A 22912-nucleotide genomic window follows, 5' to 3' on the forward strand; every position below is an offset into this window, starting at 1 on the left:
GTAGCTGGCTCGGTCACGTGAGCCTCGATACGACAAACCACTATGCCAAGGTCAACCTCGAAACATAGCATAGGGCATTGTATCAGGTTCGCGTTCCGGAAACACCCTGCCGTTAGCCCTCGAGGAAACGCAATACGAGCGTCCTCGCGCGGATCCAATGAAAATGTGTGGCGAGGGCTGAGCGTTTCTGGTGCGGTGGCACGAAGAGATTGGTGACTGCTGAAAAGATCGAGACGAAACGTTGCAATCCTCCCGCGGATCGGAAGCCCTGCATCACCTGCTCCCGTTTTCGAAGCGGCACGTGAGAATTCTCTGCACGATTGTTAAGGCCCTTGTGCGATCGATGTTCGACGCCGGGCATTACGTCCCGTTTTTCCGCGCCGTATGAGCGCAGTTTGTCGGTGATGATGCGCTTCGGCGACAGACCCTGCTTCTTCAGCAGCCTGACCATCAACCGCCCTGGCAGCCTTGGTATCGCGGCGGGTCTGAACGATCTCATCGAGAACGTAGGTCCTGATCGACCGCACGCCACAGCCAATATTTTCGGCCGCCGATGGAAATCACGACCTCGTCCAGATGCCAGATATCTTTGCGCGAAGGCTTCTTTCTCCGCAACTTCTTCGCATAAGCCGTCCCGAATTTTCGACCCCATCGCCGTATCATTCGTAAGAGACGACGATGCCGCGCTCCAGCAACATTTCCTCGACCAGCCGCAGGCTCAACGGGAACCGGAAATACAACCGCGCAGCATGCGAGATGATCTGCGGTGGGAGGCGATGGTTCTTATAACTGATTATCGTCGAGTTCATCCTCGCCGAATTATCCGTCAATCGTTAAGCTGCAGACCACGTGACATCGCCCTTCCGATCTGTCACTAGGTGTGACGGCTGTCGCAATCGATCTTATTTTTCGAGATCACGCACTTGCAGAACCCGTCTGACCTCGCGCTGGCGCGAAGACACAATTGCAACCCACATCTTTTGGCGGATCGTCGCGAATGTCGATTGATGAACCTGCGTCATTAAAGGATACCTCATTTTTGCATGCTGCTGATTATGCCTGACGCTTTGAGGAAAATGAAACGCGATTTCTGCATTGCAGCATTGCGTGATCCGTCGGTTAATCACGGAATGCTGGGTCCGGTTCAGCTATCAATGCGATCGTTCAGCTTCTCCCAGATAGACGGGCCAAACCAACCGTGGACAAAATGCAGCTTCCTATCAAAACAATGCTGGTCTTCCACACGGAGCTGCGAAACTACTGAGGGGCGTACCACACACCGTGTTTAATTTTTGCGTGAGTGGTTATTAACGGGACGCAGCGCAAGATGCGCCAACCTTGGCAAATTCGTTGTCCGACGACCAAAAGCTGCGCGCGCATGAGAACCCGCTCGGGCTGCGCCCTCCAGCAGGACTTATGGGCGCTCCAAGGTGGCCTGGTTTTAGTTCGCCGCCGGGCCTGGTTTTATTCCGGCGTCGACAGGTGCAGACCCTCTCATTGTCGCCGCATTGGCGGCAAGTCAGTGCACGTTCCTTGTGCAACTTCGCCGGCCATGCCAATGGTCTCGCCAAGCGTGGGGTGGGGGTGGATAGTCTTGCCGACATCGGCTGCGTCTGCACCGAGTTCTATTGCCAGGCATACCTCCCCGATCATGTCGCCTGCATTGGGTCCGATCATCGCGCCGCCTACGATGCGGCCAGTCTTCACCGAGAAGATAAGCTTGGTCTGTCCATACTCGACGCCATTTGCTATCGCGCGCCCAGATGCGGCCCATGGGAACCGCCCTACCTTGACTTCGATACCGTCTGATTTCGCAGCATCTTCGGTAAGGCCCACCCAAGCGATCTCAGGTTCCAAGTACGCAACAGACGGAATGACCATCGGATCGAACGCCGATTTGTGTCCTGCCAAGACTTCGGCGGCCACGTGGCCCTGATGGACCGCCTTGTGCGCCAGCATCGGTTGTCCGACTATGTCGCCAATAGCGAAAATATTGCCAACGCTCGTGCGCATCTGATCGTCGACCGAGATGTAGCCGTTTTGGGTTTCGATGCCTGCAGCGTCAAGATCGAGGTTACCCCCGTTCGGACGGCGACCGACTGATTGCAGCACGCGATCGTAGACTGCAGGCTCGTTGCCGCCATCGAAGGTCGCCGACAAACCTTCTTCAGAGACCACGACGGATGCCAGCTTCGTAGACAGCATGACGCGGTCGAACCTATTCGCGTTGTGTTTAGACCAGATGGCGACCAAGTCACTGTCGACGCCTGTAAGGAGCTGATCCAATTGCTCTACGATGTCGATGCGTGTGCCCAGTGCACTGTAGACGGTCGCCATCTCCAGTCCGATGATGCCGCCGCCCACAACCAGCATCCGCTCCGGGATGGACTCCAGGGCCAAGGCACCAGTCGAGTTAATGACACGTGGATCGTCGGGCAGGAAGGGAAGTGCCACCGGAGTCGATCCGGCCGCCACGACGCACGACTTGAAGTCGATCCGCTGCTCACCGGCGTCAGTGCTAACCAATACATGATTGGGGCTGCCGAACTTCCCTGTTCCTGTGATGCGTTCGACCTTGCGCAGCTTCGCCATTTGGCCGAGTCCATCGGTAAGCTTTCTCACCGTTGCCTCCTTAAAGCCGCGCAGCTTGTTGACGTCGATTTCTGGCGCCGCGAAACTTACGCCGTGAGTTCCGAGCCGTTCGGCTTCCTCCTTGACCGCCGCGACGTGGAGCAACGCCTTGGATGGGATGCAGCCCACGTTCAAGCAAACGCCCCCAAGCACGTCATATCTTTCGACCAGTGCCACCCGTAGTCCGAGATCGGCTGCCCGGAATGCAGCTGTATAGCCGCCTGGACCACCCCCGATGACGAGCAGGTCGTAGCCCTGCTGCCCGGGGGCAATGTTTGGGGTTTCGCCGACACCGGCGGCAGTAGTTGCGGGAACCGGGGCGTGCCCGGAGGCCGAAAGCTCAAGCGTGGCCAGCAGGGACCCACTGCTGACCGTGTCGCCGACGGATACCCTCACATCAATGACCGTCCCGGCCGATGGACCGGGAATGTCCATCGTCGCCTTATCCGTCTCAACCGACGCGACCGGCTGCTCGGCGGCGACGATATCGCCGTTCTTAACAAATACCTCTGCGACGACGACTTCCTTGAAGTCTCCGAGGTCAGGCACCAGAATATCGACTGTCGTCATGACGTTTCTCTCGATGTTTATCAGAGGATCGCGCGGCGGAAGTCGCCGAGCATCGTCGCCAAGTGGCCAAGAAACCGAGCGGCGGCGACTCCGTCGACGACACGATGGTCCCAGGAAAGGCTTATGGGCATGATGAGTCGAGGCTGGAAGTCCTTGCCATCCCACACAGGCTGCACTTGGGAACGCGCCGCACCAAGGATCGCGACTTCGGGCGAGTTGATTATCGGCGTGAACCCGGTTCCCCCTACCCCCCCGAGCGACGACACCGAGAAGCTTCCGCCCTCCATCTCCGACGGTTGCAGCTTGCCGGAGCGAGCCTTGTCTGAAAGCGCGCCCATCTCCGCCGCTATCTCCAGCAAGCCCTTGCGATCGCAGTCGCGGATGACGGGGACCATCAAGCCCTTCGGCGTGTCCACTGCGAAGCCGACGTGCGCATATTTCTTCTGAATCAGCGTTTCGCCGTCCAGTGAGGTGTTGAAGCGGGGATGGGCGGCGAGGGTCAAGGCCGAAGCCTTTATAAGGAAGGCCACCATGGTAACCTTGACCGCCGGATCCCGTTTCTCCCCATTCAAGGTAAGCCTGAACGCTTCGAGATCAGTCACGTCTGCGTTGTCGAAGTTGGTGACGTGCGGGATGTTCAGCCAGTTGCGATGCAGGTTGCTGCCAGCGATCTTCTGGATGCGCGACAGCGGCGCGCTTTCGATCTCGCCGAACTTGGTAAAATCGTAGGTCGGAAGCGAGGGGATGCCGGATGCCGACAAGACCGGCGTCTGGGCACTGCCACCGGAGATTTGGGCCTTGATGAAGTTGTTCACGTCCTCGCGAAGTATCCTGCCATTGGCACCGCTGGCCGGCACCCTGCCCAGGTCCACACCCAACTCGCGAGCGAATGCCCTGACAGAGGGCGAGGCATGCGTCGAACCCGCAGACGGCGACGTTGTTAGAGGCGAGGTTTTTTCGACCAGAGGCTCCGTCGGCGCAAACGCCGCAGCCAGTGCTTGCGCCGTTTCCCGGGCAGGCGGAGCGGCGGTGACGACCGCTGATCCTGCTTCCGCGACTTCTCCGGCGTCCAGCACCATCACCGGGGCACCCTGTGATACTTTCTGGCCCAGCTCGATCAGGAGTTGAATGACCCTGCCCGCGACGGGGGAAGGCACTTCGATGGTGGCCTTGTCGGACTCCAGAGTGATCAACGGTTGGTCGACCGTCACGGTGTCGCCTGGTTTGACGAGGATCTCGACGACAGGCACGTTCTTGTAATCGCCGATGTCGGGCAATTCTATGGTCTGTGGGACGCCCATCGGCGGTTCCTCCCTATCATTCGGGTAAGCGCTGGCCATTCCGAAGGGAATGTGTGCGCTGAAAATGTCCTTGGTAGATGGCGTTACGCTCACAGGGCGTCATTGGCATCAGCAGTTCCATGGAGCGTCGACGTTCAAGGTGATGCCATATTTGCCGATCGCCTCAAGCACTTTCGATCGATCAATCTTCCCCTCCGAAGCTAGCGTGGAGAGTGCGGCGACCACGACGTGATGGCGGTCGACTTCGAAGAAGTCACGGAGCGCACGACGGTTGTCGCTCCTTCCGAAACCATCTGTGCCCAGAACCACGAATCTTCCGGTCACGTATGAGGCGATCAACTGAGGATAAGCACGGACGTAATCGGTCGCGGCGACGATCGGTGCCTGACCTGCGAGCAGGGTACCCACATAGCTGCGACGAGCGTGAGCTTCCGCGCCGAACATCTCCTCGCGCTCGATCTCGCGCGCTTCCCGCGCCAGCTCCGTGAAACTTGTCGCGCTGAAGATCTCCGCCTCGATCTTCCAATCCGTCTTCAGCAGCTCTGCGGCGGCAACCACTTCGGGCAGAATAGCACCCGAACCGACAAGCCTGATCGCGGCTTCGCCCTCAGGACCCGCAAGGCGGTACATACCCTTGACGATGCCCTCTTCGACTCCGGCAGGCATGGATGGCTGTGCGTAGCCCTCGTTCATCGCGGTGATGTAGTAGAACTCGTCCTTGCCATCCTCCATCATGCGACGAGCACCGTGATCGACGATCACTGCCATTTCGTAGGCATAGGCGGGATCGTAGGCGCGGCAGTTGGGAACGGTGGCGGCCATCACATGGCTGCTGCCATCCTGATGTTGCAGCCCTTCGCCGCCTAAGGTCGTACGACCGGCAGTTGCGCCGATCAGGAAGCCACGGGCCCGCTGATCGGCGGCCGCCCAGATCAGATCGCCGACGCGCTGAAAACCGAACATAGAGTAGTAGATGTAGAACGGCAGCATAGGCTTGCCGTGCACACTGTAAGAGGTTGCCGCGGCGACCCAGGACGATATGGCGCCCGCTTCGGTAATGCCTTCCTCGAGGAGTTGCCCGTCGACAGACTCCTTGTAGTAGAGCATCGAGCCGGCATCTTCCGGTTCGTAAAGTTGTCCCACGGGGGAGTAGATGCCGACCTGTCGAAAGAGGTTGTCCATCCCGAAGGTGCGGGCCTCGTCCGCTACGATCGGAACGATGCGATCGCCAAAATCCTTGCTCTTGAGGAGATTGCTGAAGAGACGGACCGCTGCAACGGTGGTCGACATATCCTTGCCGTCCGGCTTCGTCGCAAAATCCGCGTAGCTCGAAAATGCCGGAACTGCGATCGGGTCCGACGACGACCGACGCCGCGGCAAAAAGCCACCCAGCGCTGCGCGCCGTGCACGGAGATACTTCATCTCAGAGGAGTCTTCATGAGGACGGAAGAATTCGAGATCTTCGACCTGTTTGTCGGTCAGTGGCAAGCTGAACTTGTCCCTGAATGCGATGAGCGCACCGACTTCGAGCTTCTTGGCCTGATGGGCGGTCATGCGCGACTCCCCGGCGCCGCCCATGCCAAAGCCCTTCTTGGTCTTGGCGAGAATAACGGTCGGCCGCCCCTTGGTATCCTTGGCCGCTTGGAATGCAGCATGTAGTTTTTTGAAGTCGTGACCGCCTCGCTTAAGCGCTTCGATATCCTTGTCGGACATGTGCGAAACCAAGCGCTTTACCTCCGGGTCGCCATCGAAGAAGTTTGCCAGATTGTAGGCACCGTCTTTGGCGCCCAGCGTTTGGTACTTTCCGTCGACGGTCTCTGCGAAACGCTTGAGCAGGCTATGGTTCTCGTCCCTTGCGAAGATCTGGTCCCATTCCGATCCCCATAGAACCTTGACGACATTCCAGCCGGCACCCTTGAAGACGCTCTCCAGCTCCTGGACGATCTGCCCATTGCCTCGTACCGGACCGTCGAGGCGTTGCAGGTTGCAGTTGATGACAAATGTCAGGTTGTCGAGCTTCTCGCGGGCAGCGAGCGAAAGGGCCGCGATGGATTCCGGTTCGTCCATCTCTCCATCGCCGAACACGCCCCAGACATGCTGGGCGTTGGTGTCATGCAGCTTGCGATCCCGGAGATAACGCATGAATCGCGCCTGGTAAATTGCGCTGATGGGACCGATGCCCATCGATCCCGTTGGAAACTGCCAGAAGTCAGGCATCAACCATGGATGAGGGTAAGAGCAGAGGCCTTCACCTGTGATTTCCTGCCGGTAGTGCGAGAGTTGGTTCTCGGTGAGTCGGCCCTCAAGGAACGCGCGAGCGTATACGCCGGGCGCGGAATGGGGCTGGAAGAACACCAGATCCCCGCCGTGCTGCCCGTCGTTGGCATGGAAGAAATGGTTGAAGCCGATTTCGAAGATCTCCGCGGCGGATGCATAGCTGGCGACGTGACCGCCGAGTTCGCCGTAGGCCCGGTTGGCGCGAACCACCATTGCCAGGGCGTTCCAGCGGATGATCGAGGTGATGCGCTCCTCCATGGCGAGATCGCCGGGATATGGAAGCTGCTTGTCAAGTTCGATGGTATTTCGATAGGGCGAGTAGGGAAGAGCACCTTCTACCAAGCCGAGTTGCTTGGCACGACGGTCGAGCGCGTCGAGAAGAAACCGCGCTCGGGAGCCGCCAGCATGCTTTGCAACGGAATCGAGCGACTGTACCCAGTCCGCAGTCTCCTGCGGATCTTGGTCGGTGCCCGAAGGAGCATTGGTCTGGATGGAATTGTTGATCGAATTCATAGCGGTCCTCCACTCAGTCGTCGAAGTTTATCTGGATATTCGCGTAGTTTCCTGCTGGTCACTTGGCGAATGCCCGGCTGTCGGCACAGAACGTGGCTTTACCCATCCCTCTCGTCGAGCCGATTTTGGTCAGGCGCGGTGCCTGCCCAGGCCCGTTCTTGAGGAACCTGAAACATGATCAGTGGACAGACTGCCACATACTCCACCCAATCTGATGAGCCGGCTCACCTCGGATTCCACATGGGGCGCTACTGCCCTCTCTCCATCAGCTCGCGGCGCGAACCGCAGTAAGCAACATGCCCCACGGGCTGGATGCCGAGAATATCAGCGATGTCACGCGAAGCGGCGATCGTCGCGTCAGTGTCGAGACCGGTCTCGATTCCCATCTCGTTGAGAAGATAGACAATGTCTTCAGTCGCAAGATTGCCGAGAGCACTAATTCCGCCTGGCATGGCGACGCCGCCGCCGATACCACATATCGCGCCTTCAACGAAAGTCGCGCCGGCATCAAGTGCGGCCAGGATGTTGGCCGTCGCAGTGCCAGCCATGTTGTGAACATGAAAGCCGGTTTCGAGCTCCGGCCAACGCGTGTTCACTGCCCCGAATAGCTCACTAACATGCCGCGGATCTTCCATTCCCAAGCTTCCGCCGAAATAGAATCGCTTGATTCCGGCATCACGAAACCGTCCCACCAGGTCCACGACCCTGTCTACCGGTACGCGACCATCGTAAATGTCCCACAAAGCCGAAGCGACAGCCATTACGAAGCCGACACCGGCATCGCTGGCAATCTGGAAGGCGCGGATGGCCTGCTCGATCGCCTGCTCAGTGCTCATGTTCTGGTTCTTTTTCATATACCTTTCGCTGGTAGTGATAAGACCCAGGATTTCATCTGGCGGTGCAGCCGAGTGCAACGCCAGTTCCGCGCCCTTGGCGTTCGGGACAAGCGCCCGGTACACCGTTCCCGGCCGGCGCTTGATCCCTGCCATCACCTCTTGAGCGTCACGCAGATTGGGGATGGCCCGCGGGTGCACGAACCCGGTGACCTCGATGACTGGAAACCCGACCTCGCTCAGCCGATCGACGATGGCTATCTTGGTTTCCGTATCAATCCAACGCGGAAAGCCTTGAAGACCATCCCGCGGCGCCACTTCGACGATCTTAACCTTGTTTGGCAGTTTCAGCATGGGCCACGCTCCGATTAGACGACGATCTGTGCTGCACGCAGCTCGTCTTCACTGAACCCTAGCTGGTCAATCAGTACCTCGCGGTTATGCTCGCCCAAACGCGGCCCAGTGGAACGGATCTTACCAGGCGTCGCCGAGAGTTTCCCGACAACGTTTTGCATGCGCAAAGGGCCGCCAAGCTCTTCGTCGGGGATGGACGCTACGTTTTCGCGCGCTATAAACTGTGGGTCGTCGAAGGTCTCGGCAACACTGTAGGCAGGCGCTACCGCCGCTTCAAAAGACACGAGACGAGACAAAAGATCATCCAAATCGAAATTCGAAATCGCCTTCTGGAGATGCACATCAAGCTCCGTTGCATTTTCCAAGCGCACCCGATTATCCGAGAAACGCGGATCACTTGCGAGATCGGGGACGTCGAGGGCAGCACACAGCCGCTCGAAAATGCTCTGAGTGCTGCCGGCTATTGCGACGAATTTACCATCACGCGTCTCATAGGTGTTGCGTGGCGCCGTGAAAGGCAGCCGGCTCCCCTCGCGTTGTTGAATGATGCCGAGCTGGTCATAGTTGACCACTTGCGGACCCAGCAGGGTATAGAGAGTCTCATAGAGGGCGAGATCGATGACTTGCCCTTTGCCCCCGTTCACTTTCTTCTCATGAAGGGCCACCATCGTGAGGAAGGCGCCCATCAAGCCCGTGCTGGCATCGCCCAGCCCGAAGCCGGGCAGGAGCGGCGGCCGGTCCGGATGGCCGGTGATGTATGCCAATCCGGAGAATGCCTCCGCAAGGGTTCCGAACCCGGGGCGATTGCGGTTTGGCCCAGTCTGGCCGTAGCCGGTAATTCTTAACATCACCAGTCCGGGATTTATGGCGCTAAGGACATCGTAGTCGAGACCCCACTTCTCCAGAGTTCCGGTCCGGTAATTTTCGACGACGATGTCGACGTCCTTCACCAGCCTCTTCACAATTTCGACTCCCAATGGAGTACGAAGGTCGGCGCACACCGACTTTTTATTTCGGTTCACCACTTTGTAATAGAGACCGACACCGTTCTTACTGTTGCCCCAGTAACGCATCTCGTCGCCGTGCCCCGGCCGCTCAATCTTGACCACGTCGGCGCCATAATCACCCAGAAACATTGAAGCTGTGGGGGCCGCCAAGTAGTTGGATATGTCGAGAACGCGTACGCCCTCTAGTGGCATGCGCTTTCCGGCAAATGCGTTATCACCATTCGAATCACTCATCCTCGTACCTCCTCCATATTGAGGGCCCGACCTTGCCCTGCAAAAAGTGCAAATGTAGCGCCCGTAGGACGCGTCGATATCTGGCAAGCCGACCATGATTACGCAAACATAGACGAGAGGTGCTGGCTTGGCAAACGAAAATGTTTGCGTAAACATATATGCCGTCCCCCCGTAACTTCGATGAAACCGGACCGAGGGGCATACAGCCCTCCCACTCGGTCGACTTCCACATGGGCTTTCACCTAAGAGGACGTCCTCTGTCTCCTAGAGCGCGTCCGTTGAACGCGGAATCTCACTGAGGATTCGCGTGGCTGGCGAATTCTGTTTCCATCGCTCTGACGGGTGATTTGGTCGGAGGCAATATGACCCGCGCTTTCAGCGCTGATCTGCGTAGTCGCGTTCTGGCTGCGTCACAGGGTTGCATTTCGACAGCCATCGCCTGGATTGCGAGTGCGCGCGCTGCTCGGCTGACACCTGCGAAACAAGGCCGACGGGGTGGCTCGCTCCTTGATGCCCACGAGGACTTCATCGTCGGCATAATCGAAGAAACAAAGGACATCACCCTCAACGAGATGGTCCTGCGATTGCGTGAGGAGAGAGCCGTTTCCATTGGCCGTAATGCGCTCGATGTCTGGCTGCGAAAGCGCGGCTCGACTTTCAAAAAAGACCGCACATGCACTGGAGCAGGAACGCCACGACCTCACGAAGCGTCGTGGGGACTGGTTCGACGGCCAGCTCGATCTCGATCGGCGCGGATCGTCTTCATCGATGAAAACGGTCTCAGCACGAAAATGTGCCGGCTTCTCGGACAGGCCATTTGTGGAGAGTGATCCCGCTCTCCGATCCCAGACGGCCATTGGAAGACAACGACATTCTCCGGTGCGCTCAGGCTATTGGGCATGACCGCGCCCATGATCCTCGAAGTGAGATAACGCTCTTGCCTGCCGGGATCAACGCCGTATCGGCCGGTTGGTTGTCAGTGCGGCGGCGCTTAGCGCTTGGACCAATCCGGAGTCGGGAGGACCGCAGACTTCGATTGGATTTCGGACGGCCAGACGATTTCCCACTGGCCATTCAAAACCTGCACAATCATGCTTTGCAGGGCAGTCTGGAGGCCAGTCTCATCAACTTTGTAGGGACCCAGAACGTCATTCGTCTCCAGTGTCAGCAGGGCCTCACGGAGCTTCTCTTGGTCGGTACTGCCGGTCTTCTCAACAGCCTGCTGCAAGACCTGCAGGCCCGCATAGCTAGTGGCTGCGTAATAGCCCGGCTCGTAGCCCCATTTTTCTTTGAATGCCTTGACGAACTGCTCGTTATTCCCGATCTTTATGCTCGGATGATATCTCGACATGCCGACTGTATACTCCGCGTCCTTTCCCGTAGCTTCCAGGTAGCCTTCTAAGGCCACACCATTGTGTACAAACATCTTCGGCATGTAGTTGTTTGCGCGCATCTGGCGGACGATCTCGATCGCCTCATTCGGATAGCCGAGCGAGAGCCAGACATCCGGATTGAGCTTGCGGGCGGAAGCGAAGTAGGGGGAAAAATCGTTGGTGTTGATTGGAAAATACTCCGTCATCACGATCTTGATGTTGCTCTTGAGCGCCATTGGCTTGATGGTCTCATAGAATTCGTGCGCAGCCTCATAGTCGCGGCTGACCACCGCCATCGTCTCGTAGCCCTGCTGCTCCGCTACTGCGAAGACGCCGGTGCCAAATGTGAGGATGTTGGAGCCCGTCTGGAAAATATACTTAAAGCCGCGCTCATGGATCTTCTCCGAGCTACCGCCTGAATTGATCATCACTCTCCCATGCTTCTCCGACACAGCGCTGGCGGCTATCACGTTGGCGGATCCGAACGGAGCGATCAGGAAGTCGACCTTGTCATCGGTTATCAGCCGCTCCGTAAGGAGGGCAACCGTCGCCGGGTCGCTCTTATCGTCATAATACTTGAACTCAACCGGCCGGTTTAACAGGCCGCCTGCCTTGTTGATCTGTTCCTGCCAGAGCACAATGCCCTTCCGGTAGTGTTCGGCCGAGTCGGCCAGAGAGCCCGTCTGCGAGATGGTGGCGCCAACGACGATCGGTTCGGCCGCAGTCGCCGGGAAGCCGGCGAGCACGCCCATGGCCAAGAGGCCGGTTGCCATAAATCGGGAAAGCATAGTTATTGTCTCCTCCGTTGATGTTTTGGGTTGACCGACTAATAGGCGTCGAAGTCGTGGGACGACGCGCCTGTATCCGCCAGACTTATATGTTTACGCAATCATAGCCCTGCAGAAGCCCTTAGCAGGCTCATTGTCTTTGCTCAAACAGTTTCTCGGAAATGGTCCGGCAAATCGATCATTCTACGCAAAAGTTTGCGCTCCGATTGGTTTCGCCCGCTGCCGCGGCGCTGTTCGGAGCGATACGCAATGCTGACATTCTCCGTCGGGGCGTTGAAAGAGCAGTTTTACGAGACCGTCGCACCAACCCCAGGCGAACCTCGACATCGTCAAGCGTCAGATAAACCCGTTCTATACAACCGATATCGAAGCTATCCTGCGACGCAACGGATCACACGCCTTTACCTCTCTAAGAGAGTCATCGCGATTCCGCCGTGCGCGGAGGCCACGATCGCAATTATGAAGTGCTCGAAGATTGCGGCGCAGCTTTGAATCCATTAGGACCACGAGGCCGCGCTGGCGGCTCATGGCCGCTCTGCAGGGCGATACATCAGTGGCCGGGGTCGTGTACACCTGACCGCCGAACGACCCCGCCCCGGATCCTGTGCTTTCCCGCAGAATGATCTCAAAGGCAACTGTGCGTTTCGGAACGCTCTTGTCGCCACCACCTACGCTCGCCAAGACCACGTCGGTAGCGCGGCATCCGATCTCGTAACGTGGAACGCGGACTGCGGGAATGCTGGCCATGGAACTGATCACGGATTCGTAATCGTCGAACCCAGCGATCGTCAACCGCTGCGGCACTTTCCAGCCGCGAGCGTTGCATTCGGTTAGTGCTCGAGAATCTCGCCAACGTCCGGCTACGGGCGCGCCTGATGCAAAGCGGCAATTGGGTCCTTCACCGAATGTGAGAATGAGGCTCGTGGTATTTTTCTCCGTGAGCTGGTCGCGGACACCCCGATGCAATGAGATTGACGATGCACTGTGGGACGAAGCGTGCCGACGGGATGATGCAATATGAATATTCTTGAAGTGTGATCTGATCACAATCGCTTGCCGACAGACGTTTGCGCAAACATATTTCGCTTGCCGGAGCCGGCAGTCTTCAACTATCCTTACGCAGTGGAACCTCTGGGAGGGTTCGCGTGGGGGGGGGGGGGGGGGGAAACCAAAATGTCTCCATGCCGTGGCGGTGACCGCCGGCGCGCTGCTTGGGACGTCTATTGTGGCGGCGAACGCGGTCGAGTTGAAAAGCGGGAGTTGTGATCCGGCAGGCAAGTTCGAATTCGTCTGCGGTCCGGTGAACGCGGAGGAACTGCTCCCTCTGGACGGGACGCCCTGGATTGTGGCCAGCCAGCTCGGGTCGCCGAATGTTAAGAAAGGCGCGATTTCGATCATTCATCGGAAGAGCCGGCAATGGGGCGTATTGCCCATCGACGGCTCGGCCGCCAGTTACAACGACGCAGCCTATCCCGGCTGCACGAGCCCGCTCGTCGCGGAGGAATTTGTCGGCCACGGTATGACGTTCGTCGCCGGCAAGGATGGCAAGCAATTTCTGTTCGCGATCAATCATGGAAAGCGCGAAGCGGTTGAGGTATTCGAAGTCACGCCGAAGGGAGACGAGCTTCCCGATGGCGGAATTGCCGCTACCGTCTACTTCCAGATCGCGAGTTCAAAAACCTGGTTTTCGGACATGATGCAGGGGAAGGTCACAGGCGATGTCTTCGAATGGCATCCGGGCAAGGGCTGGTCCAAGATTCCGGATTCTGGGATGGCGGGCGCTAACGGCATCGTTGCGTTGGACGAAGACTCCCTCATAGTGGCGGAATGGGGCGCCAAAAAGGTTCACAAGATTAGTCGAAATGGATCGACCCCGCGCGTGACTGCGGAGATCACCGGTTATCCGGACAACATTCATAAGACGGACGACGGAACGTTCTTGGTGGTGGCACAGTCAGACAATCAGGAAGTATTCATGAATGTAGTCCGATGCTTGGGGACCGACGCACAGACTTGCGGAGGCGAGGACGACGTCGTCGAACTGCGTCCGGCGGACATGTCGGTGAAGCACCGGCTGAAGGTTGATGCCAATCCGAAACTGCTCGGCTTCGTCACCAGCGCCCTCGACCTCGGGGACGAGATCTGGCTCGGTGCCGTGCGCGGCAACAGGATCGGGATCGTCAAGAAATAGGCGCCTAAAGAACCGCCGCTCGGTCATCGGGCGGCGGTTTGTGACACGTCAGCCGCGCCGCAACACAGCACGCCCTTCGAGTGCGACCTGCTGACTGTATATGAAGAGAGAGTCCTGGAACATCATCGCCGGCTGACGGGCTCTCCGCATTTCGGACAAGCTACCGTCTTCGCCATCAGCGCTCACGTCAACGGACCTCTCATCCTGCACGCCGATCTCCACTGGGATTAATAGCCGTAGGGCCCCGCATATCATGCCTGTTGATAGTACGTAAGACCGTATCATTCTATGCCTGAGTGGCCCTAATTTCGCGTCGGCATGTTTTCGCCGACGCGCGACGACGACGCCATTGCCTATGGTGAGTCAACGTGACGGAGGGCAGCACGGCTCTATCTCGCGCCGGAAATAATCTGCCTCGCTCGGCTATGACTTAGCGCAGGTCACAATCGGCCTCTCCTGGTGAGCACACGCTCGATTAACCCCGAGCGCGCTCTTACGAACCTGGGTTAATCGGGGCGCAAGTCAGGCGCGCTTGTAGGAGTGTATTCCGCAAGCTGTCTGGCATGGGCACTGATTTCTGCCTGGAAAAGTCAATCCAGACGCAGCGAGCGGAGCCTGTAGCACAGATTTTTTCCGGCTCATCAGCGCGGCTCAGCTTGTAGCGGGTATCGAAGCTGCTTCGGCCAGGCAGCCCGACCGACATTGTGACAAGAACATCACCCGGGTAGCTCAACTGCCGCAGAAAAGCGGTGGCCGCATCAACGATAACCGGTCCTTCGCCATGGCCAACATCGCCAAGGAGGCCGAGGCCTTCAAACCATGTAATCCGGATTTGCTCCATGAAACGAAAATAGACGGTGTTGTTCAGATGTCCGGCGGCATCCATATCACCCCAGCGCATCTGCAATGACATTTGGCAGACCTCGGAATAGGCCTCATCTTCCAGAACAGCGGCTTCCGCCTGGGCGTCGTGTGAGAAAATCCCAGACATACCTTCGAGCGCCTTGATCTTCCAAGAATACACCATCGTCTGATCCAGCCCATAGTTCGACGCCAGTTCAGAGATCGTCGCATCGCCGAGAATGGCCTCTAGGGCCACCTTTGCCTTGAAATCCGCGCCATGAACCGTCTGTTCTCGAGCCACGCTGTTCGTCCTTACGTTTGTTGACGGCAACCTCAGCCAAGGCTCTGGTATACAGGACCGACTGCGCAGATCTTGCCAAAATCCGGGATAATGTGAACGGAAACCGGGTTGTGTCGAATTATCTGACTACTAAAGAAATACACTGGCTATCCGTCCAGAATATTTTGCCATCCTCCAGTGTCAGGGGCGGATAATGCCCTGGGATTATGAGGTCGCTATCGGATAAAATTTCCGCAATTGTAGTCGCGGATGATTCCCGAGTGTCGAAACACATGTCCGCCCTACCCCGAAGCGCCTCGGTTGGCATCTTGAGAGCATCGCCGGCCAGCGTCACCCTTGAGCCATCAGGCAAGGCCAGCTTGATCGCATAGCAACCAGGCGTATGTCCGGGGGCCGGGAAATACTTGACGCCCGGCGCGAGATCCCCCCTGCCCTTAATCAACGACAACCTATACTTGGAAAGCTGCTCCTTGATGAGCCAAGGTATGTAGATGTCCTTCTCATGCGGCCTGTCGGCGTAATTCCATTCTGCCTTGCTTACAAAAACCTCCGTGCTGAACGGGAAAAGGTCGATATTGAGGCAGTGGTCGCTATGAAGATGCGAGAGAAATATTTTAGTTATATCGTTCGGCGAAAGCCCCCTGTCGCGCAGCCCTTTTACCAACATGTCGCGTGTAACAGGGCCACCAACGTCGAATAGAATGTAGCCATCCTCGACTTGAATCAGTGTGATATTCGATATCCCGATAAATCCCACGTCAAGCTTAATACTACTTCCCATCACAACAATGTCATATTTGGGATAGGGTAACATAAATATCTCTCCACCTACGACAAAAACAAATATAGCTATACGTCTTCGCCTTTACTAAGCGATGACTGATCTATCAACGTCCCCTATGTTCTTCAGCCCGAGCATTCCGAGGTTGCGGTCTACTTCTTGAGAGAGAAGATCAATAGCGTGGATCACTCCGCGTTCACCAAACACGGCGGCGGCATAAAGGAATGGTCGGCCAACGAAAACGAACTGCGCCCCCAATGCTATCGCCTTGATCACATCTGTCCCGCGACGGATGCCACCATCCAACATCACGGTTGTGGAGCCGGCTTGGTCAATGATCCCGGGCAAAGCGTGGAGAGGAGCCACGGCGCCGTCGAGTTGCCGCCCACCATGGCTCGAGACAATAATCCCATCTACGCCGCAATCGGCAGCGATCCGAGCGTCCGCGGCTGCAAGTATGCCCTTAACGACAAGGTTGCCCTTCCACCGTCTGCGAATGATTTCCAGATGTTTCCAACTGAAATGATCGCGCTTACCAAAGTCACGCATGACATTGCGGGAAAGAATAGGCGCTCCTCGATAGGCCTCCATATTCTCGAAGTGGGGAATACCATGTTTCATCAACGTCTTCGCCGCCGTGCCGAGCAGCCACCGCGGGTGCGTTACGCCCTGCCACGCCAGATTCCAACTTGGTCGAAGTGGTGTCTCGAAACCCGCCCGCGCATAGTGCTCGCGATTCCCGAGTACAGCAACATCCGCTGTAAAGACAAGTGTCTCGAAGCCGGCGTTGGCAACTCGATCCACGAGCGCTTCGACCCGTGCCTCATCGGCGCCGAGGTAGGCCTGAAACCAGCGCCCTGGCGCTTCGTCTTCAACGCGCTCGAGACGTGTAAGCGAGGCACCACTAACAATTGAAGGAATACCGCGCTTCGCCGCGGACCGCGCAAGCACCACGTCGCCGTCGAATGCTGCCAGGACGCTACTGCCCATCGGTGCGATGCCGAACGGATGGTTGTAGGTTTTGCCGAAAAGTGTCGTAGCCTGGACGCGGCCGCTAACGTCGCGCAACACCCTCGGGATCAGCCTGGTTTCGTGGAACGACCGGTTAATTGCGTCGGCTGCCTGCCCTTCTTCCGCGACGCCCGAGACATAGGCAAAAATGGATTTGGGAAGGTGGCGTTTGGCCACTCTCTCAAAGTCATTCAAGGCAAGCATCTTGCCGAGCGGCCCGCGCAAGAGTTTGGGCGCGTGCGTACCTGCTGTCGTAGCGGTTCCCGCATCGGGCGTGTTCACGGTATTCATGTCACCTTTACCTCGATCTCACTCTGCTTCTGTCGATGGTCCATCTGACAGGCCGTCAATTGCGGTAGTGAGTCAGGCCTAGAATTTCCACTGTCGTTTCGCCCTTGCGAAGTCGGTCCATCACGATCTTCTCTTTCTCCTGACGGTCCCTCGCCGCCGATAAGGTGGCTTCCAAATGATGAGCTGGAATACTCATTACGCCGTCGACGTCGGCGACGACCATGTCCCCCAGCGCGACGGAGACGCCTGCGACTGTCGTGGTTTCGCCAACGCACAAAGCTTGACGCTTGATCGTGCCACGCATGGACACGCACCGCGCGAAGACGGGAAAGCCCCGGGCTTCTAAAGCATCGATGTCGCGCGCGCCTCCGTCGATCACGAGACCGACGATGCCGCGGGCTTCCGCCGCTACAGCAAACACTTCTCCCCAATATCCGGCCTGACAGCCTGCGGCATCGACCATGAGCACACTTCCCTTCGGCGCCCGCTCCACTGCTAGATGAATGGCTAAATTGTCCCCCGGAGGGCAGCTGACCGGAAATGCCGGTCCAGCGAACGCAGCGCCCTTCCACACCGGGCGGAGGGCTGGGTCGAGCGAACATTTTAGGCCGGAGGCTTCGCTCAGCGTTGACGTACCAAGTTCAAGTAGATCGCGCACCATTATACCCCTTCACGACACAGCGATGAATGATGAAAAAACCGCTCTCGCAGCTGTTCGCGTGCCGCCATTCTGGATGCCAACCAAACGTGAAAACACGCTTTCTTCGATTGACGCACCAGCGTCACGATATCTTCAAAGCTTAGTCTAATCGGGGCCTTTCATATGTCAATTACGATTGACAAAGGCCGTTGATATGCTGATGCTATGAGCATGATCGATTTTCGTTTGGTCCGCCACTTACATGCCTTTTTGATTGTCGCCGAAGAAGGCCATTTTGGCAGGGCGGCGGTTCGGCTGGGTATGTCGCAACCGCCCCTGACACAGCAGATCCAGCTTTTAGAGCATGCCTTGGGCGTTAAGCTTTTCGATCGGTCACGACGCGGCACGATCCTGTCAGTCCATGGCGCCGCGATTCTCCCCACGGTCCGCCGCTTCATTGACCACGCTGCTCGCGTCGATGGAATGGTTCGCGCCGCGAAAGACGGCAAAGCCAGCGAGTTGCGGATCGGCGCGATCCTCTCGGTCATAGAAAATATCTTACCCCCGATCGTGGAAAAATTGCGCCAGACCTTCCCGGACCTGTCGTTGTCAATTGTTGAGATCGATAGCTACCAGGCGCTTGAGTTGGTTGAGTCAGGCGAACTTGATGCTGCCTACGCACGCCTCACGCGTGGTCCAGAAAAACTGGATGTCCAGCTCGTGAAGAAAGACGATCTTGTCGTGGCGTTAACGGATAGCCATCCGTTCAGCGCACACACTAAGATCGACCTCGCGAACCTGAAAGAGGAGTCTTTGATCCTTTTTCCTCGTCAGACTGCTCCTGAGTTCTTTGACAGCATTATCTCACTCTGCTCGTCTGCCGGATACACGCCTCGCACCTTGAGTGAATGTAGGTCGATTTCCGCGCAAAACGCCATGGTCGGCTGTGGTCAAGGAGTAGCTTTGATTCCCAGCACCTACGCGCGTGCATTACCTGCGCTGTACAAAGTCATCTACAAGCCGATCGCGCAGAGATGCGACATCGCCACCATATCCATCATTACAAAAAAAACACGCAGCAATGAATTTATCGACACACTGATTGGTATGTCTGTCGAACCTGCGCACTGATCAAATCACGACGGCAACGCTGGAATGAAAACATTTAAACACCTTGAGTGAAACTGCAGCCAACCTTCCGAACGTTCATCTAAACGACTTCGAACAATTGCAAACCATCCTGCCGGACCCGGTACTTTGGCTTTGAAGTTGTGCCTCCCGCACACCCCTCAGGTCATTTTCCGGGCTGGCGCACTTCGACCGAGTTGCATGCGCCCGCACGATCATGGTTGTTTCGCAAAAAAACCGAAGGTCGATCCGGAGCCAGATTCATATTCGAGCGATTACAGTGATCGAGGTCGCGGATGCGACGAACACCCTGCAGGTCCGCGTGACATTGTCAGTCGTCATGATACTCAAGCCTTTCGCTGCAGATTGTGGTAGCCAAGTGATGCACGCGCCTCACCGATCGTCGCTCCCTTCGCGATTTGCTCGCGGATTGCTGCCTCGGTGGTTTCTATCTTGTGGGCTGCTTCCGCGACCTCACGGGCGCGGGCCCTCGGTACGATCACCACACCGTTTGCGTCAGCAACTACAATATCGCGGGATGCAACGCGGACTGTACCGATCCCGACCGTGGCGTTGACCGATTCCACCTGAACTCGGTCTTTCCCGGTTCGCATGAAGCGGCCTGCCGTGAACAAAGGATAGCCGTCCGCAAGCGCCTTGCCGACGTCGCGGCAGACGCCGTCGATGACCGTAGCCGCGATGGCGCGTAGTCCGGCATACTGAGTCATGATGTCGCCCCATACCGTGCAGTCGGTGCGTCCATCATTATCGATGACAATGATGTCTCCCTCGGCCACATCATCGATGAAATCACCTACACTACCCGGAGGCACGGCAGCGGGCACGTATTTCACCGTGTATGCAGGGCCTACTGTGACCTTGGTGTAATTGGCGAGTGGCCCGATCCCCATCGCCTGCCCGTGAATGCCGAGCTTGTCCAGCGCATCGGAAACACCTGGCGTGTCGAGGCCGACGAAGAGTGCAACGAGTTCCTGATCCTCGGAACTGGCGCTTTTTGGATTGTTCATCTGTATTGCTCCTGAAGGTGTGGTCACTGGTGACGAATGGCTTCGAATTCCTTATCGTGCATCACGTCCGCGACAGAACGTCCGGACCGGACCTCTCTCACCATACCGTCCTGTCGCTTGGCTATGCGCTCTCCAAGATCAAGCGCTTCTTCAATACGTGCGGCCGGCACGAAAACCGTCCCGCAGCGGTCGGCGATTACGTAATCCCCTTCACTTACCGTCACGCCGGCGACCTCGATCGGGGTGCCGGAACCGAGCTGCACGACACGATTGCGGCCGCTGATCATGGTTACGCCGCGACCGTAGACCGGATAGCCGATGGACTCGCTGCCCTCGATGTCCCGGCTGACACCATCGATAATGGTCCCTCGCACTTTTTTGACCGTCGCGGCGTTTGCGATGATGTCGCCCCAGGAGGAAATGCCTTCGAGGCCACCGGCGATCACGAGGATGCGGTCGTCGGTGGTGATCGAAGCGATGACGGGCGTAATGAGATGCGGCGTCAGTGTGTCGTCGGTCTTCGCTCCGATTTGGATTGTGCTCGCCCGGCCGACAATCTTCGGGCAATTCCACAGCGGCCTAAGACCATAGGTGGCACCAGGAAGGCCGAGGAAGTCCAGCGCATCAGAGACGGTGTTCGTATCTAGCGAAGCAAGGCGGGCGAGTAGCGTGTTTGTCATGAAAACCTCCAGAATCGATGGACCGCAAATGTGTTGTGGGCCGACAGGGAAGTAAAATTCGTAGTTCATATATCTTTGATAGCAAATCTGTACCAATGCCCCGCGGAGGAGGCTGAATTACTGCAATGATAGTCCGTTTATCTGCTTGACAGCTCCAGCCCGTTCGCCTTGCGCGGGCCTGCCGGACTGCTATGCCGGCCGTAGAGAAGGCCTCTTCAGGAACAGCCTCTTCCAAGAAGCACACGGCTTCATCGATTCTAAGCGGAGACGGCGACCTCCACTCCGGCGAACAGTAAGCCGAGCCGTTTGAGCGTACCAATGAGTTTCAAGGCAAAGGGTCTGCTGCCAGTGGCTGCTTCCCAAGAATCATGTCAGCCGCTTTCTCGCCGACCATAATTGTAGGGCCGTTGGTATTGCCTCCGAGCAGAGTGGGCATTATCGAAGCATCGGCGACCCGAAGCCCTTTGATCCCGTAAACCCTCAATTCGCTGTCTACTACAGCTTCTTTTCCTGGACCCATCGCGCAGGTGCCGACCGGGTGATACGCGGTGTGTGAGTTTTCGCGCACATAAGCTGTCATATCATCCGCGCGTTCTACGTCGCGGCCCGGGTCTATCTCCAATCCGCGATAAGGAGCGAATGGCTCGGTCTCGACTAGCCGTCTGGCGATGCGCAGGCCCCGCACAACGGTTTCGACATCCTCGGGCTCAGCAAGCAAGTTGGGATCAACTCCAGGTGCGGCCTTTGGGTCGGCGCTTAGGAGGAATACGCGGCCTATGCTCTTCGGGCGCAAAAGCACACTTAGCATGCCGAAGCCAAATCCGCGACCCATGCGCCCCGCCTTGTCCCGAAGCGCGGGGACGAATATGAGTTGGACGTCTGGGCGGGCTAGACCGGGCTGGCTGCGGATAAAGGCGCCGGAATGAAGAATGTTGTTGGCGAGCAGTCCCCGTCCGGTGAACGGGTAGGACAGGACATCCCAGGCGAGCCGAGGCAAAGTCTTCCAAGACAACCCGTAGGGCACAGTGCTTGGGCTTGTGTACTGGATCGGAGCCGCGATGTGGTCCCGGAGATTTCGCCCGACTCCGGGGAGGTGATGCTTTACCTCGATTCCTTTTTTGCGCAGATCGTCTGCATCGCCAACCCCGGACAGTAACAGAAGATGCGGGGAGCCGATCGCCCCGGCGGATAGGATTACCTCGCGGCCGGACTCCACTAAGCGAACCTCACCACCAGTCTCAATCTCTACACCTACGGCGCGGCCGTCTTCGATGACCACTCGGCGGGCGAGGGCGCCGGTGAGTATATGCAGGTTCGGGCGGTGGCGCGCGGGCGCTAGATATGCCGTGGACGTGGAACAGCGGCGGCCGCGCGCGATTGACGCCTGGCGTCGCCCAAAGCCTTCGTGCGTCTCGCCGCAGAAATCCTCGTTGCGGTGATACTGCAGTGCCTCTCCCGCCTGGAAAAAGACCTCGGACAACGGATTGTACCGGTCGAGAAACCCGACCTCAATTGGGCCATCGGTACCGTGGTAGACCGAATCGCGGAAATCCCGGTTGTTCTCGGAGCGTCGAAAGTAAGGCAGTAACTCTCGAAATGACCAACCCGGGTTCCCGAGGTTCGCCCAGTCGTCATAGTCCGTGGGATCGCCCCGCGTGTAGACCATGCCATTGATCGAGCTCGACCCACCAAGCGTTTTGCCACGTGGAATCGCGATCTTGCGGTTGCTGGCGTGGGTCTGTGGGGTAGTGGTAAAATTCCAGTTCAGGCGCGGATGTTTGAGTAGCCGCATAATGCCAAGGGGCACGTGAATCAGCGGATTGCGATCGACCGGTCCCGCCTCGATCAGGCAGACCGTATTGGAAGGATCTTCGGAAAGTCGGTTCGCTAGTACGCAGCCGGCTGAGCCAGCTCCGACGATGATATACGTGAAACGTTGTTCTGCACTTTTCATAAGGGTCCTGCGTACCGATTATCGAGGAGACTAGGGGTCCGTTCTTCCTCAGCTTCAATTGGGGCAGGCAGGGGCCTTCTTGTCAAAGAAGCCTCGCATGCCCCGGCAAGTAACGTCAATGCCGCGACCTATCTAAATAGATTGAATGTCACGTTACCGCAGATGTCGATCCGCACTCATTCG

Annotated in this window: 16 protein-coding genes and 2 pseudogenes; 3 read left to right on the top strand and 15 right to left on the bottom strand. The window is 57.6% G+C overall.

The annotated features are described in order from the left end of the window. Window positions 1–112: 112 nt before the first annotated feature. The 6 genes and pseudogenes from AC1DCP_RS25120 to AC1DCP_RS25145 all read right to left on the bottom strand — a co-directional run bounded on the left by AC1DCP_RS25120 (window position 113) and on the right by AC1DCP_RS25145 (window position 9720). Window positions 113–809: pseudogene (locus AC1DCP_RS25120) on the bottom strand (IS6 family transposase). A gap of 685 nt (window positions 810–1494) precedes the next feature. Further along, the gene (lpdA, locus tag AC1DCP_RS25125) at window positions 1495–3201 is read right to left on the bottom strand and encodes a dihydrolipoyl dehydrogenase (protein WP_476774758.1); all 1707 of its coding nucleotides are present in this window, start codon (window positions 3199–3201) and stop codon (window positions 1495–1497) included. Between the two features lie 20 nt (window positions 3202–3221). Beyond that, window positions 3222–4502 carry a 2-oxo acid dehydrogenase subunit E2 gene (locus AC1DCP_RS25130; RefSeq protein ID WP_441360552.1) on the bottom strand — a complete coding sequence of 427 codons (1281 nt, stop codon included), beginning with the start codon at window positions 4500–4502 and terminating at the stop codon, window positions 3222–3224. 108 nt (window positions 4503–4610) lie between these two features. Next, entirely contained in the window at window positions 4611–7292 is a 2682-nt protein-coding gene (mdeB, locus tag AC1DCP_RS25135) for an alpha-ketoglutarate dehydrogenase (protein WP_476774759.1), read from the bottom strand. 248 nt (window positions 7293–7540) lie between these two features. Continuing rightward, window positions 7541–8479 carry a hydroxymethylglutaryl-CoA lyase gene (locus tag AC1DCP_RS25140; protein ID WP_476774760.1) on the bottom strand — a complete coding sequence of 313 codons (939 nt, stop codon included), beginning with the start codon at window positions 8477–8479 and terminating at the stop codon, window positions 7541–7543. A gap of 14 nt (window positions 8480–8493) precedes the next feature. Continuing rightward, window positions 8494–9720: a CaiB/BaiF CoA transferase family protein gene (locus AC1DCP_RS25145; RefSeq protein WP_476774761.1), complete on the bottom strand. Its 1227-nt coding sequence runs from the start codon at window positions 9718–9720 to the stop codon at window positions 8494–8496. A gap of 362 nt (window positions 9721–10082) precedes the next feature. Between AC1DCP_RS25145 and AC1DCP_RS25150 the strand changes: the two are divergent. Next, a pseudogene (locus tag AC1DCP_RS25150) lies at window positions 10083–10643 on the top strand (transposase); the annotation flags it as partial. Between the two features lie 68 nt (window positions 10644–10711). Here AC1DCP_RS25150 and AC1DCP_RS25155 read toward each other — a convergent pair. Together AC1DCP_RS25155 and AC1DCP_RS25160 are read right to left on the bottom strand one after the other, a co-directional pair. After that, complete coding sequence (locus tag AC1DCP_RS25155) at window positions 10712–11881, bottom strand: amino acid ABC transporter substrate-binding protein (RefSeq protein WP_476774762.1); 1170 nt, start codon at window positions 11879–11881, stop codon at window positions 10712–10714. Window positions 11882–12232: 351 nt separating this feature from the next. Further along, window positions 12233–12928: a substrate-binding domain-containing protein gene (locus AC1DCP_RS25160; protein ID WP_476774763.1), complete on the bottom strand. Its 696-nt coding sequence runs from the start codon at window positions 12926–12928 to the stop codon at window positions 12233–12235. Window positions 12929–13067: 139 nt separating this feature from the next. Between AC1DCP_RS25160 and AC1DCP_RS25165 the strand changes: the two genes are divergently transcribed. Continuing rightward, entirely contained in the window at window positions 13068–14072 is a 1005-nt protein-coding gene (locus tag AC1DCP_RS25165; protein ID WP_476774764.1) for a hypothetical protein, read from the top strand. 493 nt (window positions 14073–14565) lie between these two features. Here the strand turns inward: AC1DCP_RS25165 and AC1DCP_RS25170 are convergent, their stop codons facing one another. The 4 genes from AC1DCP_RS25170 to AC1DCP_RS25185 all read right to left on the bottom strand — a co-directional run bounded on the left by AC1DCP_RS25170 (window position 14566) and on the right by AC1DCP_RS25185 (window position 17960). Further along, window positions 14566–15216, bottom strand: a complete 651-nt coding sequence (locus tag AC1DCP_RS25170) for a thioesterase family protein (RefSeq protein ID WP_476774765.1) — start codon at window positions 15214–15216, stop codon at window positions 14566–14568. A 118-nt stretch (window positions 15217–15334) separates the two neighbouring features. Further along, window positions 15335–16030 carry an MBL fold metallo-hydrolase gene (locus AC1DCP_RS25175; RefSeq protein WP_476774766.1) on the bottom strand — a complete coding sequence of 232 codons (696 nt, stop codon included), beginning with the start codon at window positions 16028–16030 and terminating at the stop codon, window positions 15335–15337. Between the two features lie 54 nt (window positions 16031–16084). Further along, a complete protein-coding gene (locus AC1DCP_RS25180; RefSeq protein WP_476774809.1) occupies window positions 16085–17212 on the bottom strand; it encodes an alpha-hydroxy acid oxidase in 1128 nt (375 codons plus the stop codon). A 142-nt stretch (window positions 17213–17354) separates the two neighbouring features. Then, window positions 17355–17960: an RraA family protein gene (locus AC1DCP_RS25185; protein WP_441360560.1), complete on the bottom strand. Its 606-nt coding sequence runs from the start codon at window positions 17958–17960 to the stop codon at window positions 17355–17357. A gap of 210 nt (window positions 17961–18170) precedes the next feature. On the opposite strand from AC1DCP_RS25185, the gene AC1DCP_RS25190 reads away from it, so the two are divergent. Further along, on the top strand, window positions 18171–19070 hold the full coding sequence (locus AC1DCP_RS25190) for a LysR family transcriptional regulator (protein WP_476774767.1): 900 nt from the start codon (window positions 18171–18173) through the stop codon (window positions 19068–19070). Window positions 19071–19414: 344 nt separating this feature from the next. Here the strand turns inward: AC1DCP_RS25190 and AC1DCP_RS25195 are convergent, their stop codons facing one another. From AC1DCP_RS25195 to AC1DCP_RS25205, 3 genes are all read right to left on the bottom strand, one after another. Continuing rightward, entirely contained in the window at window positions 19415–20095 is a 681-nt protein-coding gene (locus AC1DCP_RS25195; RefSeq protein WP_476774768.1) for an RraA family protein, read from the bottom strand. 23 nt (window positions 20096–20118) lie between these two features. Next, window positions 20119–20775: an RraA family protein gene (locus AC1DCP_RS25200; protein ID WP_476774769.1), complete on the bottom strand. Its 657-nt coding sequence runs from the start codon at window positions 20773–20775 to the stop codon at window positions 20119–20121. Window positions 20776–21100: 325 nt separating this feature from the next. Next, window positions 21101–22729, bottom strand: a complete 1629-nt coding sequence (locus AC1DCP_RS25205) for a GMC family oxidoreductase (RefSeq protein WP_476774770.1) — start codon at window positions 22727–22729, stop codon at window positions 21101–21103. Window positions 22730–22912 lie beyond the last annotated feature (183 nt).

The sequence above is a fragment of the Agrobacterium sp. 10T429 genome (assembly GCF_056393925.1).

Coding starts and splice junctions, on each gene's coding strand:
- AC1DCP_RS25180 (WP_476774809.1), bottom strand. CDS start 17,212: ATGCTTGCCTTGAATGACTTTGAGAGAGTGGCCAAACGCCACCTTCCC.
- mdeB (WP_476774759.1), bottom strand. CDS start 7,292: ATGAATTCGATCAACAATTCCATCCAGACCAATGCTCCTTCGGGCACC.
- AC1DCP_RS25175 (WP_476774766.1), bottom strand. CDS start 16,030: ATGTTACCCTATCCCAAATATGACATTGTTGTGATGGGAAGTAGTATT.
- AC1DCP_RS25185 (WP_441360560.1), bottom strand. CDS start 17,960: ATGGTGCGCGATCTACTTGAACTTGGTACGTCAACGCTGAGCGAAGCC.
- AC1DCP_RS25195 (WP_476774768.1), bottom strand. CDS start 20,095: ATGAACAATCCAAAAAGCGCCAGTTCCGAGGATCAGGAACTCGTTGCA.
- AC1DCP_RS25190 (WP_476774767.1), top strand. CDS start 18,171: ATGATCGATTTTCGTTTGGTCCGCCACTTACATGCCTTTTTGATTGTC.
- AC1DCP_RS25200 (WP_476774769.1), bottom strand. CDS start 20,775: ATGACAAACACGCTACTCGCCCGCCTTGCTTCGCTAGATACGAACACC.
- AC1DCP_RS25145 (WP_476774761.1), bottom strand. CDS start 9,720: ATGAGTGATTCGAATGGTGATAACGCATTTGCCGGAAAGCGCATGCCA.
- AC1DCP_RS25140 (WP_476774760.1), bottom strand. CDS start 8,479: ATGCTGAAACTGCCAAACAAGGTTAAGATCGTCGAAGTGGCGCCGCGG.
- AC1DCP_RS25155 (WP_476774762.1), bottom strand. CDS start 11,881: ATGCTTTCCCGATTTATGGCAACCGGCCTCTTGGCCATGGGCGTGCTC.
- AC1DCP_RS25205 (WP_476774770.1), bottom strand. CDS start 22,729: ATGAAAAGTGCAGAACAACGTTTCACGTATATCATCGTCGGAGCTGGC.
- AC1DCP_RS25130 (WP_441360552.1), bottom strand. CDS start 4,502: ATGGGCGTCCCACAGACCATAGAATTGCCCGACATCGGCGATTACAAG.
- lpdA (WP_476774758.1), bottom strand. CDS start 3,201: ATGACGACAGTCGATATTCTGGTGCCTGACCTCGGAGACTTCAAGGAA.